The 14606-nt window shown below is 40.4% G+C and carries 14 protein-coding genes and 1 riboswitch; of the genes, 5 read left to right on the top strand and 9 right to left on the bottom strand.

All coding sequences use genetic code 11. The features are described from left to right. The 6 genes from AN395_RS12040 to AN395_RS12015 all read right to left on the bottom strand — a co-directional run. Nucleotides 1-404: hypothetical protein (locus AN395_RS12040; RefSeq protein ID WP_054983145.1), on the bottom strand; the 404-nt coding region annotated here is incomplete at its 3' end. Between the two features lie 238 nt (nucleotides 405-642). Continuing rightward, complete coding sequence (locus AN395_RS12035; RefSeq protein ID WP_095206656.1) at nucleotides 643-1158, bottom strand: M23 family metallopeptidase; 516 nt, start codon at nucleotides 1156-1158, stop codon at nucleotides 643-645. A 55-nt stretch (nucleotides 1159-1213) separates the two neighbouring features. After that, a complete protein-coding gene (locus AN395_RS12030; RefSeq protein ID WP_004587206.1) occupies nucleotides 1214-1483 on the bottom strand; it encodes a YrhK family protein in 270 nt (89 codons plus the stop codon). 437 nt (nucleotides 1484-1920) lie between these two features. Continuing rightward, on the bottom strand, nucleotides 1921-2328 hold the full coding sequence (locus AN395_RS12025; protein ID WP_004587203.1) for a hypothetical protein: 408 nt from the start codon (nucleotides 2326-2328) through the stop codon (nucleotides 1921-1923). Nucleotides 2329-2598: 270 nt separating this feature from the next. Further along, a complete protein-coding gene (locus AN395_RS12020; protein WP_054983143.1) occupies nucleotides 2599-3855 on the bottom strand; it encodes a sodium:proton antiporter in 1257 nt (418 codons plus the stop codon). A 152-nt stretch (nucleotides 3856-4007) separates the two neighbouring features. After that, entirely contained in the window at nucleotides 4008-4415 is a 408-nt protein-coding gene (locus AN395_RS12015; RefSeq protein WP_054983142.1) for a hypothetical protein, read from the bottom strand. Between the two features lie 318 nt (nucleotides 4416-4733). Here AN395_RS12015 and sbcB point away from each other — a divergent pair, with 318 nt between their 5' ends. Next, complete coding sequence (gene sbcB / locus AN395_RS12010; protein WP_054983141.1) at nucleotides 4734-6179, top strand: exodeoxyribonuclease I; 1446 nt, start codon at nucleotides 4734-4736, stop codon at nucleotides 6177-6179. A gap of 139 nt (nucleotides 6180-6318) precedes the next feature. Here sbcB and AN395_RS12005 read toward each other — a convergent pair whose 3' ends face one another. Continuing rightward, entirely contained in the window at nucleotides 6319-7200 is an 882-nt protein-coding gene (locus tag AN395_RS12005) for an NAD(P)-dependent oxidoreductase (protein WP_054983140.1), read from the bottom strand. 116 nt (nucleotides 7201-7316) lie between these two features. Between AN395_RS12005 and AN395_RS12000 the strand changes: the two genes are divergently transcribed. Next, nucleotides 7317-7868, top strand: a complete 552-nt coding sequence (locus AN395_RS12000; RefSeq protein WP_004587708.1) for a glutathione peroxidase — start codon at nucleotides 7317-7319, stop codon at nucleotides 7866-7868. A 269-nt stretch (nucleotides 7869-8137) separates the two neighbouring features. Beyond that, entirely contained in the window at nucleotides 8138-9118 is a 981-nt protein-coding gene (locus tag AN395_RS11995) for a 2-hydroxyacid dehydrogenase (protein ID WP_054983139.1), read from the top strand. A 66-nt stretch (nucleotides 9119-9184) separates the two neighbouring features. On the opposite strand, the gene AN395_RS11990 is transcribed toward AN395_RS11995, so the two are convergent. Further along, nucleotides 9185-10507, bottom strand: a complete 1323-nt coding sequence (locus AN395_RS11990; RefSeq protein WP_054983138.1) for a sodium-dependent transporter — start codon at nucleotides 10505-10507, stop codon at nucleotides 9185-9187. A 138-nt stretch (nucleotides 10508-10645) separates the two neighbouring features. Between AN395_RS11990 and AN395_RS11985 the strand changes: the two genes are divergently transcribed. Continuing rightward, on the top strand, nucleotides 10646-11392 hold the full coding sequence (locus AN395_RS11985; protein ID WP_054983137.1) for a 4'-phosphopantetheinyl transferase superfamily protein: 747 nt from the start codon (nucleotides 10646-10648) through the stop codon (nucleotides 11390-11392). A 15-nt stretch (nucleotides 11393-11407) separates the two neighbouring features. On the opposite strand, the gene lysC is transcribed toward AN395_RS11985, so the two are convergent. After that, nucleotides 11408-12793: a lysine-sensitive aspartokinase 3 gene (gene lysC / locus AN395_RS11980; protein WP_004587704.1), complete on the bottom strand. Its 1386-nt coding sequence runs from the start codon at nucleotides 12791-12793 to the stop codon at nucleotides 11408-11410. Nucleotides 12794-12869: 76 nt separating this feature from the next. Beyond that, a riboswitch (Lysine riboswitch) is annotated at nucleotides 12870-13042 on the bottom strand. A gap of 290 nt (nucleotides 13043-13332) precedes the next feature. Between lysC and AN395_RS11975 the strand changes: the two genes are divergently transcribed. After that, nucleotides 13333-14604 (top strand): hypothetical protein, encoded by a 1272-nt coding sequence (locus AN395_RS11975; protein ID WP_054983136.1) that lies wholly within the window; start codon nucleotides 13333-13335, stop codon nucleotides 14602-14604. Nucleotides 14605-14606: the final 2 nt, after the last annotated feature.

The following is a 14606-nucleotide window of genomic DNA, read 5'->3' as shown; positions in this document are numbered from 1 at the left end:
GATAAATCTTCTTTAGCACGCGTTAAATTATGAGATACCAGTGAGTTTTTAGAGATTTGATACGCTTCGTATAAATCTGAAAGGCCTGCGGTGTCTTTTTTGGCCATCATGCGGGCTACACCACGGTTACTTAATGCAAACGATGTAAGTTCGCGTACTTTTAAACGTGGGCCACGGCTTTCTTTTAATAAGGCAATTGCTTGTGTACATATGGCTTCAGCTTCTGTGTAGTTTTTAGATTCTACATTAAGTGCACAGCTATTAAATGGCTGTTCAAACTCCGGCGCGGCTGTTACAGAATCTTCAATAACCATTAATTTGTAGTCACTTTGATCAGCCATTGCAGCAGCTGAGCAAGTTAATAATGAGCCAAGAGCGATGGTTTTTAAAAGTGTACGTTTCATGATTATCTTCCTGTTTGGTTGGTCGTGCTTATTGGCGACAACGTAACTTTAGATAAATCCTCTCCCCCCGACAAACGATAAAAACAAACCTAATAAGTGAGAAAAACTAACTTATAGACTTTAGTCTAATACCTACTTTAAATAGCGTTTCTTTCACTCTCAAAAAATACAGCAAAAACAAGTGAGTTAACTACTTTGTCAGCTAATCAGTAAAGGCCCATCCATACATAAAACTGAGTTAGTTAGCAGTTAACTTTTTATGTGGGTTTAAAAAAAACATCTTTTTCCACCCTTGGCTTTGTGTTGTAAAAAGCCACGCCATAGGCATAAGCGATAATATAGAATAATGCACATGAGGTTGCTTTCCTGCGGCATTACCGGTATCACCCAGTAAGCCAATTTGACTGTTTATGCTAACTACATCCCCTGCACTTACATTGTAGTCATTTAAATGTGCAAAATAATGCACTCGCCATTTTGCACCAAGTACCGCAACCACTTTGCCTCCTCGGTTTAGTTCACCTGAAAAAATAACAATACCGCTTGTTGCAGCAACCACAGGCGTGTTTTTAGCGCCAAAAATATCAATTCCTTTATGTACACCCGAGCGCCCCCACGGCTCATACCAAAACGTATTGTGGTTCCAATCTTTACTTGTAGCGCCTTGCACAGGAATTACTAGCTTCTCAGGAATGAGTAAACCCACTATTAATAAAATTATAACTGCGCCCAAAGTCCACTTTAGTAGTTTCAATGCATTACCTTTGCTGTGAATAGTCATTAAATTATTAATTACAATATCTGAACGCCTAGTGAGTATTGTTAGAACGAAACACTTTTTTAACGTGAACTAAACTCATTAATTTTAATACAGGTTTTATTATTAATTGCGCACTGCCAGCTATAAAAAGCCAGGTACCGCTTTCAACTAATGACTCATTTAAAAAGAAAAAGCTACCAATTAAAAACCACACCGCAATTAAAAAATCGTTAACTGCGCCTAATGCTTCATAACGGCGTTGGATAGTAATATGCTCTTGTCCTAAGTCTAAATTAAGCTGATTTTTGCTGGAGCCCATCAATACTACTCACTCTTTTTACTGTGTAATTAAAAAAACTGTTTTCACTAGCATCTAATACCAATTCGCTTAATTAAGTATTATTACGCATTGGTATAGGCTTATCTGCAAAATACAATAGCAAAAAACACACAATAAAAAACGCTGGCTGATATATCAGCCAGCGTTTTTATTGGTGTAGAGTCTTTATAGCCAAAAACTCACTATTGCTTGTATATTTAATTGTTTATTTTTGGTCTTTTTCTAAACGTTTTTAAGACTTAAAGCCGCATCTGCCGCTAATAACATTTCCAAAAATAAAGCTTTCTAATACGGGCTTTCTCGCTTTTAAATTTACATGTGAGTTTTATAAAAGAATTTTATTACACGCACAAAAAAGCCCCTACCAAATATAAATCGGTAGGGGCTTTTTTGTGACTCTCGCTAATTAAATTGCTTTATAAGGCAAGCTCTTCTTTAGCGCGAGTTAAGTTATGAGACACTAATGTGTTTTCAGAGATTTGTACTGCTTCGTATAAATCAGCTAATGCTGCTGTATCGTTATGCGCTTTTAAACGTGCAACGCCACGGTTGCTTAAAGCGTACGATGTAAGCTGGCGTACTTTAAATTTAGGGCCTTGTGCATCTTTTAATAGTGCAATGGCTTTAGTACAAATTTCTTCAGCTTGAGCGTAATTTTTAGATTTAACGTTAAGTGCACAGCTATTGAATGACTCTTCAAGTGGCAATGGAGCAGTAGCGGTTTTGATAACCATTAGTTTGTAGTCACTTGAATCAGCCATTACAGCTGCTGAGCAAGTTAGTAATGAGCCAAGAGCGATGGTTTTTAAAAGTGTACGTTTCATGGTTTGTCTTTCCTAATTAAGTTAGTCGCGCTTGTTGCCGACAACTGAACTTTAGAGTAATAGCTCAGCGCCGACAAACGAGAAAAACAAACTCAACAAGTGAAGAAAATTAACCTATAGACTTTAGTCTAATATACGTACAAATTTAAATGTTTAACAGCGTGTAAACCAGCGTAATTACTGCTTGTTTTGAAAAAGGTTTTAAAACGAATCTTATGCTGTAGCTACGCAAACAAGCCTATGAGCTGTACAAAAATCAGTCTTTATAATTTATTTTGTTTTTATGCTTTTGGCGACTTTTCCTACGCTCAAGCCTTGCACTAAAATTGAAAAAACCACCACCGCATAAGTTAAAGCCAATAATATATTACGCTGCGATCCATCAGGTAGCTGCAACACCAGTGCCACCGAAATACCGCCACGTAACCCTCCCCAGGTTAACACTTTCCATGCACCGCTGGGCAGCTCGAGCTGTTTATTAAAAATAGTTGTTGTTAGGCCAACCACAATAAGACGTGCGCATAGCGCAATTAAAATGGTTAAAACGCCCGCCACCAGCAAATTAGCTGAGTACACAATAATTACCACTTCAAGGCCAATTAGCACAAATAAAATGGCATTTAAAATTTCATCAATTAGCTCCCAAAACAAATCAACATAGTGGCGTGTTTTATCACTCATGGCTAAATTACGGCCATGATTACCCACCATTAATCCCACCATAACCATCGCAAGTGGCCCCGATAAGTGCCAGTGACTCGCCAATGCATAACCGCCTATAACACCCGCTAGCGTAAGTAATACTTCTTCTTGGTAGCTATCTATTGCCTTTAATAAATAATTTAAAGCACCACCCAATATTAAACCAAATATTATACCGCCCCCCGCTTCAACAGCGAGTGTATGAGCCACTGAGTATATAGTTGGCATATCACCACTGGTTAAAATTCCTAATAAAAGCGCAAATACCACCACGCCTATACCATCATTAAATAGCGACTCCCCCGCTATTACGGTTTCAATACTTTTAGGCGCGCCAGCAGAGCGTAAAATACCCATTACCGCTATCGGATCGGTTGGCGAAATCAACGCACCAAATAATAAACACCATATAAACGATAAATTAAATCCCAATAAAGGCACTACTACATATAACGCTGTAGCAATAATCACTGTTGAAATTAGCGTACCCACACACGCTAAAATACCTATGGGTAATTTATAACGTCTTAAGTCACTTACATTAACGTGCAACGCCCCAGCAAAAAGCAGCATTGAGAGCATGCCATCGAGCAATACATGAGTAAAATTGAGTTGATCAAGTAGGCTTACTTCGTAATCAATAAGTTCATCAAACCCTAAAAAGCCCAAAAATATGGCCGCAATAGACACTAAAAGCGAAATAACCATCACCCCAATGGTGGTTGGCAGGCCAATAAACCGATGATTTATATAAGCAAGTAATGCGGTTATAGATAAAAAAATCGCGCTAATTTCAAATATACTCAACGTACTCGTGACATCCATAATCTAGCTCTCTTAAATTTAAAGCCTAATAAGTAGTTTCCACTTTTATAATTTGCACTTTTTAACCGTGCAACGCAAAAAGCCCATGTTAAGAATAAACCTAACATGGGCTTTTTATACACTGGCTTAATTAAAGCATGTTTAGTGCTTTTTTATAGCGCAAGCTCTTCTTTAGCAAGTGTTAAATTATGCGATACCATTGTACTGTTAGACATTTGCGCTGCCTCGTACAAATCAGCAATGGCTGCTGTGTCATTATTTGATTTTAAGCGCGCAACACCTCGGTTACTTAACGCGAATGACGTAAGTTCGCGTACTTTAAATTTAGGGCCGTCTGCATCTTTTAAAAGTGCAATTGCTTTTGTACAAATTGCTTCAGCCTCTGCATAGTTTTTTGACTTAACATTCAGTGCGCAACTATTAAATGACTGCTCAATTGGCTGCGGTGCAGTCGCTTGTTCGATAACCATTAATTTGTAGTCACTTGTATCAGCCATTACAGCAGCTGAGCAAGTTAATAAAGAGCCAAGAGCGATGGTTTTGATAAGTGAGCTTTTCATGATTATATTCCTGTTGAGTTAGTCGTGCTTGTTGCCGACAATTCAACTTTAGAGAATTAACACAAAACCGACAAACGATTAAAACAAAACCAATAAGTGAAGAAAATTAACTTATAGACTTTAGTCTAATGCCAAACTAGTAAGCAATTCATAGCAAGTGCTTTAATTATAATTAGTAAACACCACCTAATTTAACTCCCTTATCAATCGCAAACCTATAAACTCCCTCGCCCATATGCCATAATCTAAATAATTCATTATTTTAGTAACTTGGCGTGCATTTAGGCGTTTTTAAGTTAACTTCTCAGGGTTTTTAGCATGGCATATCAAGAGCAAAATCAAGCAACAATATACTGGCACGATTATGAGACCTGGGGCGCAAGCCCTCAAAAGGATAAGCCGAGCCAATTTGCGGGTATTCGTACCGATCTTGATTTAAATATAATTGGCGAGCCGCTTATTGAATACTGTAAGCCGCAAGCGGATTACTTGCCTCACCCTGAGGCATGTTTAATCACGGGCATTACGCCACAAGTGGCGATGAAAAAAGGCTTGGTGGAGGCTGAGTTTATAGCCAAAATTCACGCTGAATTTAGTGCGCCAAACACCTGTGTTGCTGGTTATAACAGTATTCGCTTTGATGACGAAGTAAGCCGTTATAGCTTTTACCGTAACTTTTACGACCCGTACGAGCGCGAATATAAAAACAATAACAGCCGCTGGGATATTATTGATTTAGTACGTGCATGTTATGCGCTGCGCCCTGAGGGCATTGAATGGCCGTTAAAAGAAGACGGCAGCCCGAGCTTTAAGCTTGAACATTTAACGGTAGCTAATGGCATTGAACACGCCGCTGCGCACGATGCGCTAAGCGATGTAACTGCCACTATTGCACTGGCTAAACTTATAAAAGAAAAACAACCAAAGCTTTATAACTTCTTTTTTGGGCTGCGTAATAAAAAAGCGCTTGGTGAGTTAGTTGATGTATTTAACATGACGCCGCTGGTACATACCTCGTCACGCATTCCTGCAACGCAGGGCTGTACTACGTGGGTGGCGCCTATGAGCTTTCATCCGGTAAATAAAAACGCCGTTATATGTTTTGATTTAACCCAAAAACCGCAAGTATTGCTTGATTTAAACGTAGAAGAACTACGTAAACGTTTATACACCAAACGTGTTGATTTAGCCGAGGGTGATTTACCTGTTGGTTTAAAACTGGTGCATTTAAACAAGTGCCCTATTTTAGCGCCTGCTAAAACGTTATTACCTGAAAATGCAGCCCGTTTAGGCATTAACCGCGAGCAATGCCTCGCTAATTTAGCTATTTTAAAAGCCAATACCGAGCTTCGCGATAAAGTAACTGAAGTGTTTAACGAAAAAGGTGATTACAGCGCGACCACTAACGTTGATTACTTACTTTACGATGGCTTTACAAGCCACGCCGACAAAGCTAAATTTGCGATTATTCGCGATGCTAAACCAGACGAGCTAGCGGGCTTAAATTTAGATTTTGAAGATAAAAAATTCAATACATTACTGTTTAGATACCGTGCACGAAACTGGCCAGAAACGCTAAACCAGCAAGAGCTTGACCAATGGCGTCAGTATTGCCAAAACAAGTTAATGCACGGAGAAGATCAACCCTCAATTAGCGCACAAGACTTTATGATCACCCTTGAAAACTTGGCCCATGATCACGACGACAGCGAAAAAAACCTAACCATTTTAAAGGCTTTGTATAACTACGCGCAAAGCATGTAATTTTCTTTTAGTTTATTTGTATAGCGCATATAAAAACGCGACGCTTTAATTACTAAAGCGTCGGGTTTTTGTTTAAATTATTACGGGCTTTGCCCATCACGCCAGCAAGCTGCGCATCTAACTAGGCATACTCAAAACGTTATTTTTTATGCAGTGCTTCAATGCGTGCTAGTAAGCTTGATGTATCGTATCGGCCCCCGCCAAGCGCTTGTACGTCGGCGTAATATTGATCAACCGTTGCAGTCATAGGTAACGTAGCGCCGTTGTTTTTAGCTTCATCAAGCGCGATGCCTAAATCTTTGCGCATCCAATCTACGGCGAAACCAAACTCGTACTCACCTGCCCACATTGTTTTGTAGCGGTTTTCCATTTGCCACGAACCCGCAGCCCCTTTTGAAATGGTTTCAATTACTTTTTCACCATCAAGCCCTGCTTGTTTGGCAAAATGTAAGCCCTCGGCTAAGCCTTGCACTACGCCGGCAATACAAATTTGATTAACCATTTTACATAACTGCCCTGCGCCCACATCGCCTAATAACTGGCTAAAACGGCTATATGCTGCCATTACGGGTTGCACTTTAGTGAAAATAGCTTCGTTACCGCCAGCCATGACTGTAAGCACGCCGTTTTCAGCACCTGCTTGTCCGCCAGATACGGGCGCGTCTATAAAATCGATATTTTGCAGGGCTGCTTTTTCTGCTACTTCACGGGCTACTTCGGCCGATGTAGTAGTATGGTCAACCAAAATGCTATTAACGGCCATCCCCGCTAAAACACCATTTTCGCCGTAAACAACCGCACGTAAATCATCGTCATTACCTACACACATAAATACAATATCAGCATTATTAGCAGCTTCTCGCGGCGTGGTAGCAAAGCTTCCTGCATACTCATCTACCCAGCTTTGCGCCTTTGCTTGAGTGCGGTTATATACACACACATTAAAGCCCGCTTTTGCTAAATGCCCTGCCATTGGGTAACCCATTACCCCTAAACCTATAAATGCAACATTGATTGACATAAAAGTGCCTTATTTTCCTGCTAACTTAGAAACTATGCCCGATTATGTCAATCGGCTGCTGAAAAAGCGAATTAAGTCTTTATAAATTTCCAACGTAAGGAAATAAGTAGGTAACCATGGATAGTATTTATCAATTTAGTGCCCCTTTGTACAACAGCGAAAGCTTTGCGCTTAGCCAGCTAAAAGGCAAAACAGTACTTATTGTTAATACAGCAAGTAAATGTAATTTTTCGGTGCAATTAAGTTCGCTAGAAAAGCTCTATCAGGAATATAAAAATAGCGGTTTCACTATCTTAGCGTTTCCGTGTCATCAATTTGGCCAAAACGAGCCGCTTGATAACCTCGCGATTAAAGACTTTTATCAAGGGCAATTTGACGTGTCGTTCAAAGTGTTTGGTAAGGTAATGGTAAATGGGCCCGAGGCGCATCCGCTGTTTAATTATTTAAAGTCGCATACCCGTGGTATTTCGCAAAACCGCGCAGTAAAGTGGAACTTCACCAAGTTTTTAATTAACCCACAAGGTCAGCTCGTTGCACGTTATGCGCCGCGCACCAAGCCCGAAACGCTTAAACAGGTCATTGAGGCAAATTTACCTAGCGCACTAAACGCTAATAACTTAAATAACGCAAAAATAATACCTAACTTTAATGCATTAAAAGGCGCTTAATTATTCTAAATCAATAAACGGGTGGTTACTCAAGCATGCTTTATTAAACTAGTTTAAGGTTACGTATAATACCAATCAGCAATAATACTTAATCATTTTTAGGGGCTAAACGTGTCGCTATCTGTGTTAAAAAGAGCAATGCAGGAGCAATTGCCGAGAACAACTAAATAGCGAATTTTTTACCTTACTATCAACGCGTTTTTACATCCTCAAAATAGATCACTTGATTATACGGATTGCTATAACAGCTAGGCTTTGGAGTAAATAACATGAACATTGCTTTTTTTAGTACGCAAAAATACGAGCAGCCTTTTTTTGAGCGCAGTATTAACAAACACCCTCAAATAGAGATTTGTTACTTTGAGCAAGCACTGAACGAGCAAACAGCCCTGCTTGCTAAAGGGTTTGATGCTGTGTGTGTATTTGTAAACGACACAGTTAACGCCCTCGTTATTGAGCACCTTGCTGAGCAAGGAATTAATACTATTTTACTTCGCTGCGCAGGGTTTAATAATGTTGATTTAGTGGCTGCCAAAGCACACAACATTAAGGTATTACGAGTACCCGCCTACAGCCCAGAAGCCGTAGCTGAGCACTGTGTTGCACTTATGCTTACCCTTAGCCGTAAAACACATAAAGCCTATAACCGCGTACGCGAAGACAACTTTGATTTAAACGGTTTATTAGGCTTTAACTTACACGGCAAAACAGTTGGAATTATAGGCTGTGGCAAAATTGGCCTTGCCCTTTGTAATATTTTAAATGGCTTTGGCGCGCATGTTTTAGTGTGCGACCCTTATGCAACACCTGGCAATTACACCATTACCGATTTAGATTCGCTGCTTACTCAAAGCGATATAATTTCACTGCACTGCCCACTGAATGAGCAAACACACCATTTAATAAACGACGATGCATTTAATAAAATGAAACCTGGGGTAATGCTAATTAACACTTCGCGCGGTGCGCTACTTAATAGCAGAGCGTGTATAAATGCGCTTAAAACTAAAAAGCTAGGGTATTTAGGGCTTGATGTGTACGAGCAGGAGTCAGAGCTATTTTTTAAAAACCATAGCGACGAGATAAACCAAGACGATATATTCTCGCGCTTAGTTAGTTTTAAAAACGTATTAATAACTGGCCACCAAGGCTTTTTTACTCAAGAAGCCCTTAGCGAAATTGCCAATACCACCATACAAAACGCCATAGAAATTAATGAACAGAGACCTTTAACCAATGAGGTTTTATAAAGCCGCGGCCCATTAATTTGCTTTACCCGTTTTGCTATTTACATAACGGGTAAAGCTTTAAATACTTTAGCCAAACGCAACGTTTGCAAAAACAAGAGTCATTAATACTGGGCACACAAAACGAATGTATTGAGCAAACCAGTAATGCGTGCCGGTGCTGGCTTTATGAAGCTTATTACCGCGTTTCCACATCCAACCTGCGGTTATAAAATAAAACAGCCCCATAAGTGGAAGTTGGTACTGAGTAAATAGCATGATTACTAAACCAAATAACCACTCAAAGTTTAATATTATTGCACTAGCGCATATTAACACCACTAGGCTAACAGCCCACGTTGCTTTAGTACGATCTATGCGGTGGTTTTCTACTAAAAACGCTACCGGTATTTCTGTGGTAGAAATAGTCGATGTAACCGATGCAATCGACATAAGTACAAAAAACAGTAACCCAATTAGTAAGCCAATTTCGCCCATGGTACTAAAAAGCTCAGGTAAAATAGCAAATATAAGCTGCCCTTCACCTATAAGTTTTCCGCCGCTAAACACCTCTACCCCGTTATGCTGCGCTACATAAATTGCAGGCACTATCAGTAAACCTGCTAAAAATGCCACACTGGTATCAAGTAGTGCAACGCTTGCAGTTAGTTTTGGCAGGTTTGCATCTGGCTGCAGGTACGAGCCATAAATCATCATGCAGCCAACCCCTAATGAGAGCGAGAAAAACGCCTGCCCCATTGCAGCAATAATTAAATTTGGGTCAAGCACTTGGCTAAAATTAGGAATTAAATAAGCAGCAAACCCTTCGCTGGCGCCTTCTAAACTGGCTATATAAAAAATTAAGCCTATTAGTAGCACCAACAACAATGGCATTAAACGGCGTGACCAGGTTTCAATCCCCGATTTAACCCCTTTTAAAATAATACTGGCGGTTAAAATAAGCATAAGCGGCGTAAATATAAAATTACGCACCATAGAGTCGCTGTGCAAAAATTCGCTTGCTGCGGTAAAACCAAAAAATGTAGTAATAGGCTCTATCGCGTAAGAGAGCATCCACCCAGCTACAATAGAATAAAAGCTAAGCATAACCACAGCGCCCGCAAGGCCAATATATCCTGCGGCAGCCCCTACTTTTTTGTTGGTATTTTGCCACGCATTACCCAATGCTTTTACTGGGTTTGCTTGCGCTTGGTGGCCTAAATAAAGTTCGGTATAAAGCGCAGGTAGCGCAAGTAAAAATATAACTACAAAGTAAACCAATAAAAATGCACCGCCACCATGGTTGGCCGCCTGCGTAGGAAAACCCCAAATATTACCTAAACCCACTGCTGCGCCTGCAGCGGCTAAAACAAAACCAAAACGGCTTTGAAATCCATCACGCACTTGTGCCATACATCTACAAATTCTGTTATTCTTTGATTATTGTGAATTAAACCATATTTAATGCCAACTGAGTAATAAAATTGCTTTTGGCATAAATAAGCGCTGTTAACCGCTCATAATTACAGCACTCACTTATTTTAAGCGCGTATGACTAACCACTTTTTTAAAAACACCCTAAGTATTGCTCCCTCTTTTTATAGCGATTTATCCCCTAGCAACAATACTATTTTAGTGTTTAATGCCAACACACTTAATTTAGAACACCTTGATTTAACCCAGTACCTAAGCCCATTTGAGCTAAGCGTTATAAATCGCCGTAAACGCATGCAAGCAAAGCAAGAATATCTAGCATCGCGTATATTACTAAAGCAACTTGCAAAGCATACTCAGCCCCAATACGCACACATACCGCTTAATAAAATGAGCACCCACTTTAATGAAGAATGCTCAAAACTGCAGCTCCATATAAACCACACCGTTATAAATACCTGTATTTCGCACTCGCATGGCTTAGTTGGCGTTGCACTTAATGTTACTAAGGCGGAGTTTGGCTTTGATATTGAAAAAATTAACTTAAAACGCCCATTCGAAAAGCTCGCTAAGCATTTTTATCATAAGGCTGAAATTGCCTTAATTACCGCGCCTTTGGCTATAAAAGAGCAAGCCCACCGCTTTTTTAGAATTTGGACCTTAAAAGAGGCACTCGCTAAAGCAACTAGCCGCCCAATAGCGCAATTGCTTAGCCCAAATGTATTTGATGAATTTTCTTTGTTAAACCTTACAGCATCGAGTAACAGCATAACGGTTGCCAATGAGGAGTTTGATATAAGCGTGGCGCATAAAAAAAGCACCGACTGGCGGTGCTTTATACTTAATAACTTGGATACTGAATAACTTGGCTTTAAAAGCTTAAGCAGCGCTTTCTAATAAGCGGCTGTGTATTGCTTGTACCACGGTATCTGATTCGCTTTGCTCTACTAAAAAGCATAAGTTGTGCTTACTTGCACCATGACAAATTAATCGAATATTAAACTCTTTTAATACGTTCATTAAGTTCATTTCGTGCTGGCGTAGCTGTATTTCAGACCCTATAAGCGCAACTAAGGTTAAGTTATTTTCAACCGATACATGACAAAATTCGGCCAATTTATCTAAACACGCTTGCTCAAGCTCAGGTCGCGAGGCATTAGGCGCGTTATCTAGGGTTATGGCAACACTAATTTCTGAGGTAGTAACTAAATCTACCGATATATTAAATTCACTTAAAATAGTAAATACACGGGCCAAAAAGCCACTTGCTAATAACATTTCTGGGCTTTTAAGCGTTAGCAATATTTGGTTTTTACGCTGCGTAACGGCACGAATACCTGGCTGCTGCGATTTTTCACGCTCAATCCACGTTCCTCCGCGCTCTGGCTCGCGGCTAGAGCCTACAAATACATTAATATGGCTACGGCTTGCTGGTAAAATAGTTGCAGGGTGCAATACTTTTGCGCCAAATGTCGCCATTTCTGCTGCTTCATCAAAGCTTAAACGAGCAATTGGCGTTGCCTTAGCGCATAAACGTGGGTCGGTGCTAAAAATACCCACTACATCGGTCCAAATGTGTACACTTTTAGCGTTAATAGCCTCTGCTAATAACGCCGCACTGTAGTCAGAGCCACCACGGCCAAGCGTTGTGGTTTGGCCAAATTCATCACTACCAATAAACCCTTGTGTAACTATTACTTGCTCATCTAATAACGGAATTAACAAGTCTTTAGCGGCTTGTGCAGTGGCCGCAACATCGGGCGTTGCTTTACCAAATTGGCTGTCGGTTTTAAGCACTTTGCGCACATCAAACCTATCTGCATTTAAGCCTTTTAAGCGCAGCACTTGAGCAAATAAATAAGACGATAAACGTTCGCCAAAGCTAAGCAGCTCATCGTGTTGTTGATCAGTGGTGAGTGTTTCAAGGGCTAACGTTTGAAACGCTTTTAACGTTTCGTTAAAACCTACGGCTAAATCGGCATCAAGCGACAGCTCATCTAAAATAGCCTGTTGAATAGCCAATACGCCATCTATGTGTTCTTGGCGCTGCTCTTTACTAAGGTCGGGTTTGCACAGTGCAACTAAGTGGTTAGTTACGCCGGCACTGGCGCTCACAGCTACAATACGTACGCTTTTATCTGCAACAATAATTTCGCTACAGCGACTCATCGCTTCAAAGTTTGCAACACTGGTTCCGCCAAATTTGGCAACGATGTAATCTGATTTTGCGCCTGATACTGTTTGTGGCACTGATTGGGTAGTCATTTCGTCTCCTTTCGCGGTATCCAAACCGCTAAAAAACAAGAAGAACTTGGCAAAGGAATGCAAATAAGATGTGTCCGCTGCCAGAAGCTCTCCACCTAAGTTGGTGACAGTTTTGGGGATTCAGCCCCATAAACCGAAAAACACGGTTGACGTAACCTTGTTTTCCTCGGCGAGTACTTCCCTCTTTAATGGTTATGGGCGTTCGTCACCTACCATTGAATACCTAAGTATCGCACCTCTTCTGAATGTTGTATTAACTTGTGGCTAATAAAACAAAACCCCACTATGTAGCGGGGCTTTGAAAGTTATCGTTTAGACGTCTAGCTGTCAAGGTGTTTTAGTTAATATAACGCGAATAATTTAGCCCGGGTTTACATTGCTGGCTACTTTTACAGCGCTTAATGTAACTCGCCTGTACGCCAGCTAAAAAAATGTGTAAATTAAGCCAGTTAATAACGAGTACTTTTTATTATAAAAATATAAAAACTACGCTCTGCTTTAAGCGTAGTTAACTCATTACTAGGATGTATCACCGCATTATGATCCCAGCTAAAAAGCTGCTTAATACCCTTAGCGAACACTGGGGTGTTTTAGAGCTATTATTTAAACGTTTTAAAATGGCCGACTTTAGCCTCAAAGACGTGCAAAACGCCATTAAGCAAAAACAGCCCACGTGGACAAACGAGCGCATTTACAAAGAAACAAATCGTTTGCTCAATCAAGATATACTTATTCCATTGGCTAAATCATCCCAGCTTGAAATAAACCGCGCCATTGCCGATTTTGCGACCTTTTTATTACAAGAAGAACACCTAGGTTTAGCACAAGAAATTAGCGTTTTGGTTGATGATTTAGCACGCCTAGGAAACCGATTAGATAATGCCGGCGAAATAGAAGACTATGACGATTTACGCCGCTATAGCCGCATTATGGATGATCGGGTGCGTAAAATAATGAAGCTTTACGCGCACAACGAAAACGCTATTTTAAACATTGTTGAGCAAGCTAAATCTGATCACGCGGTGCAATCTTTGCAAAAGCGCTACAAAGCGGTAATAGAAGCCTTTGATGAATACATAGAACCGATGCTTGAAATGGTCGATATTCGCGGTGACTTTCATGCCTGTTTTACACTTATTGAGCAGCAAATAAGTAAGCAAATAGAGCACATTGAACGCTCAGGCAAAGCCTACAACGACAAACGTATGCTTGAGCAATTGCGTACTCGTATACTCGAAATGCATTTAGTTGGCCGAGAAAGCTTACGCAAAAGTGCCGATATGCTTATGCCACTGCGCGAAGAGCTACGCCGTAATAACCTAATTACCCGCCAGGCAGCAAAAGTGCTGGGCCTTGTGCGTAAAAATGGCGTAGACAATATGCTAAGCGCGGTACAACCAAACTTTGTAAGCGATGCGCAGCGTTATTCGCTTGGCCAGCAGCGTCATATAGTTGCCTATATGGCCAGCTTGGTAGAATTTGAACACGAAGAATACCAGCTCCCAGAGCAACAAGACGTGCCGGCATTTGTTACGCCAAACATTCCTGATTACCACGATGTTAAAACAAGCTTTGCAAAACGCTTTAATAAAAAACGTAAAAAGCCCCAGCCATTACTGCAATTTTTAGATGAAAGCTACCCAGAATTAGACGCCGACGAAATGCTATTTTTATATCAAAAACTAGTCAGCGACAGTGAAATTCACATTAGCCAAAGCGATGAAAAAACACGCGTAAAAATTGCCGGCCAGCATTTTTCGTTATACCCATTTAATTCTGCGCCTCAGCCAGATACACAGGCAGACGAGTAACA

Origin of the sequence: Pseudoalteromonas sp. P1-30 (assembly GCF_001400005.1) — a bacterium.
GTDB classification, from domain to species: Bacteria; Pseudomonadota; Gammaproteobacteria; order Enterobacterales; family Alteromonadaceae; genus Pseudoalteromonas; species Pseudoalteromonas atlantica.
This window is presented reverse-complemented; position numbering and strand designations above follow the sequence as displayed.

Coding starts and splice junctions, on each gene's coding strand:
- AN395_RS12005 (WP_054983140.1), bottom strand. CDS start 7,200: ATGTCAATCAATGTTGCATTTATAGGTTTAGGGGTAATGGGTTACCCA.
- AN395_RS12025 (WP_004587203.1), bottom strand. CDS start 2,328: ATGAAACGTACACTTTTAAAAACCATCGCTCTTGGCTCATTACTAACT.
- AN395_RS12030 (WP_004587206.1), bottom strand. CDS start 1,483: ATGGGCTCCAGCAAAAATCAGCTTAATTTAGACTTAGGACAAGAGCAT.
- AN395_RS11985 (WP_054983137.1), top strand. CDS start 10,646: ATGACTAACCACTTTTTTAAAAACACCCTAAGTATTGCTCCCTCTTTT.
- lysC (WP_004587704.1), bottom strand. CDS start 12,793: ATGACTACCCAATCAGTGCCACAAACAGTATCAGGCGCAAAATCAGAT.
- AN395_RS12000 (WP_004587708.1), top strand. CDS start 7,317: ATGGATAGTATTTATCAATTTAGTGCCCCTTTGTACAACAGCGAAAGC.
- AN395_RS12015 (WP_054983142.1), bottom strand. CDS start 4,415: ATGAAAAGCTCACTTATCAAAACCATCGCTCTTGGCTCTTTATTAACT.
- AN395_RS11975 (WP_054983136.1), top strand. CDS start 13,333: ATGATCCCAGCTAAAAAGCTGCTTAATACCCTTAGCGAACACTGGGGT.
- sbcB (WP_054983141.1), top strand. CDS start 4,734: ATGGCATATCAAGAGCAAAATCAAGCAACAATATACTGGCACGATTAT.
- AN395_RS11995 (WP_054983139.1), top strand. CDS start 8,138: ATGAACATTGCTTTTTTTAGTACGCAAAAATACGAGCAGCCTTTTTTT.
- AN395_RS12020 (WP_054983143.1), bottom strand. CDS start 3,855: ATGGATGTCACGAGTACGTTGAGTATATTTGAAATTAGCGCGATTTTT.
- AN395_RS11990 (WP_054983138.1), bottom strand. CDS start 10,507: ATGGCACAAGTGCGTGATGGATTTCAAAGCCGTTTTGGTTTTGTTTTA.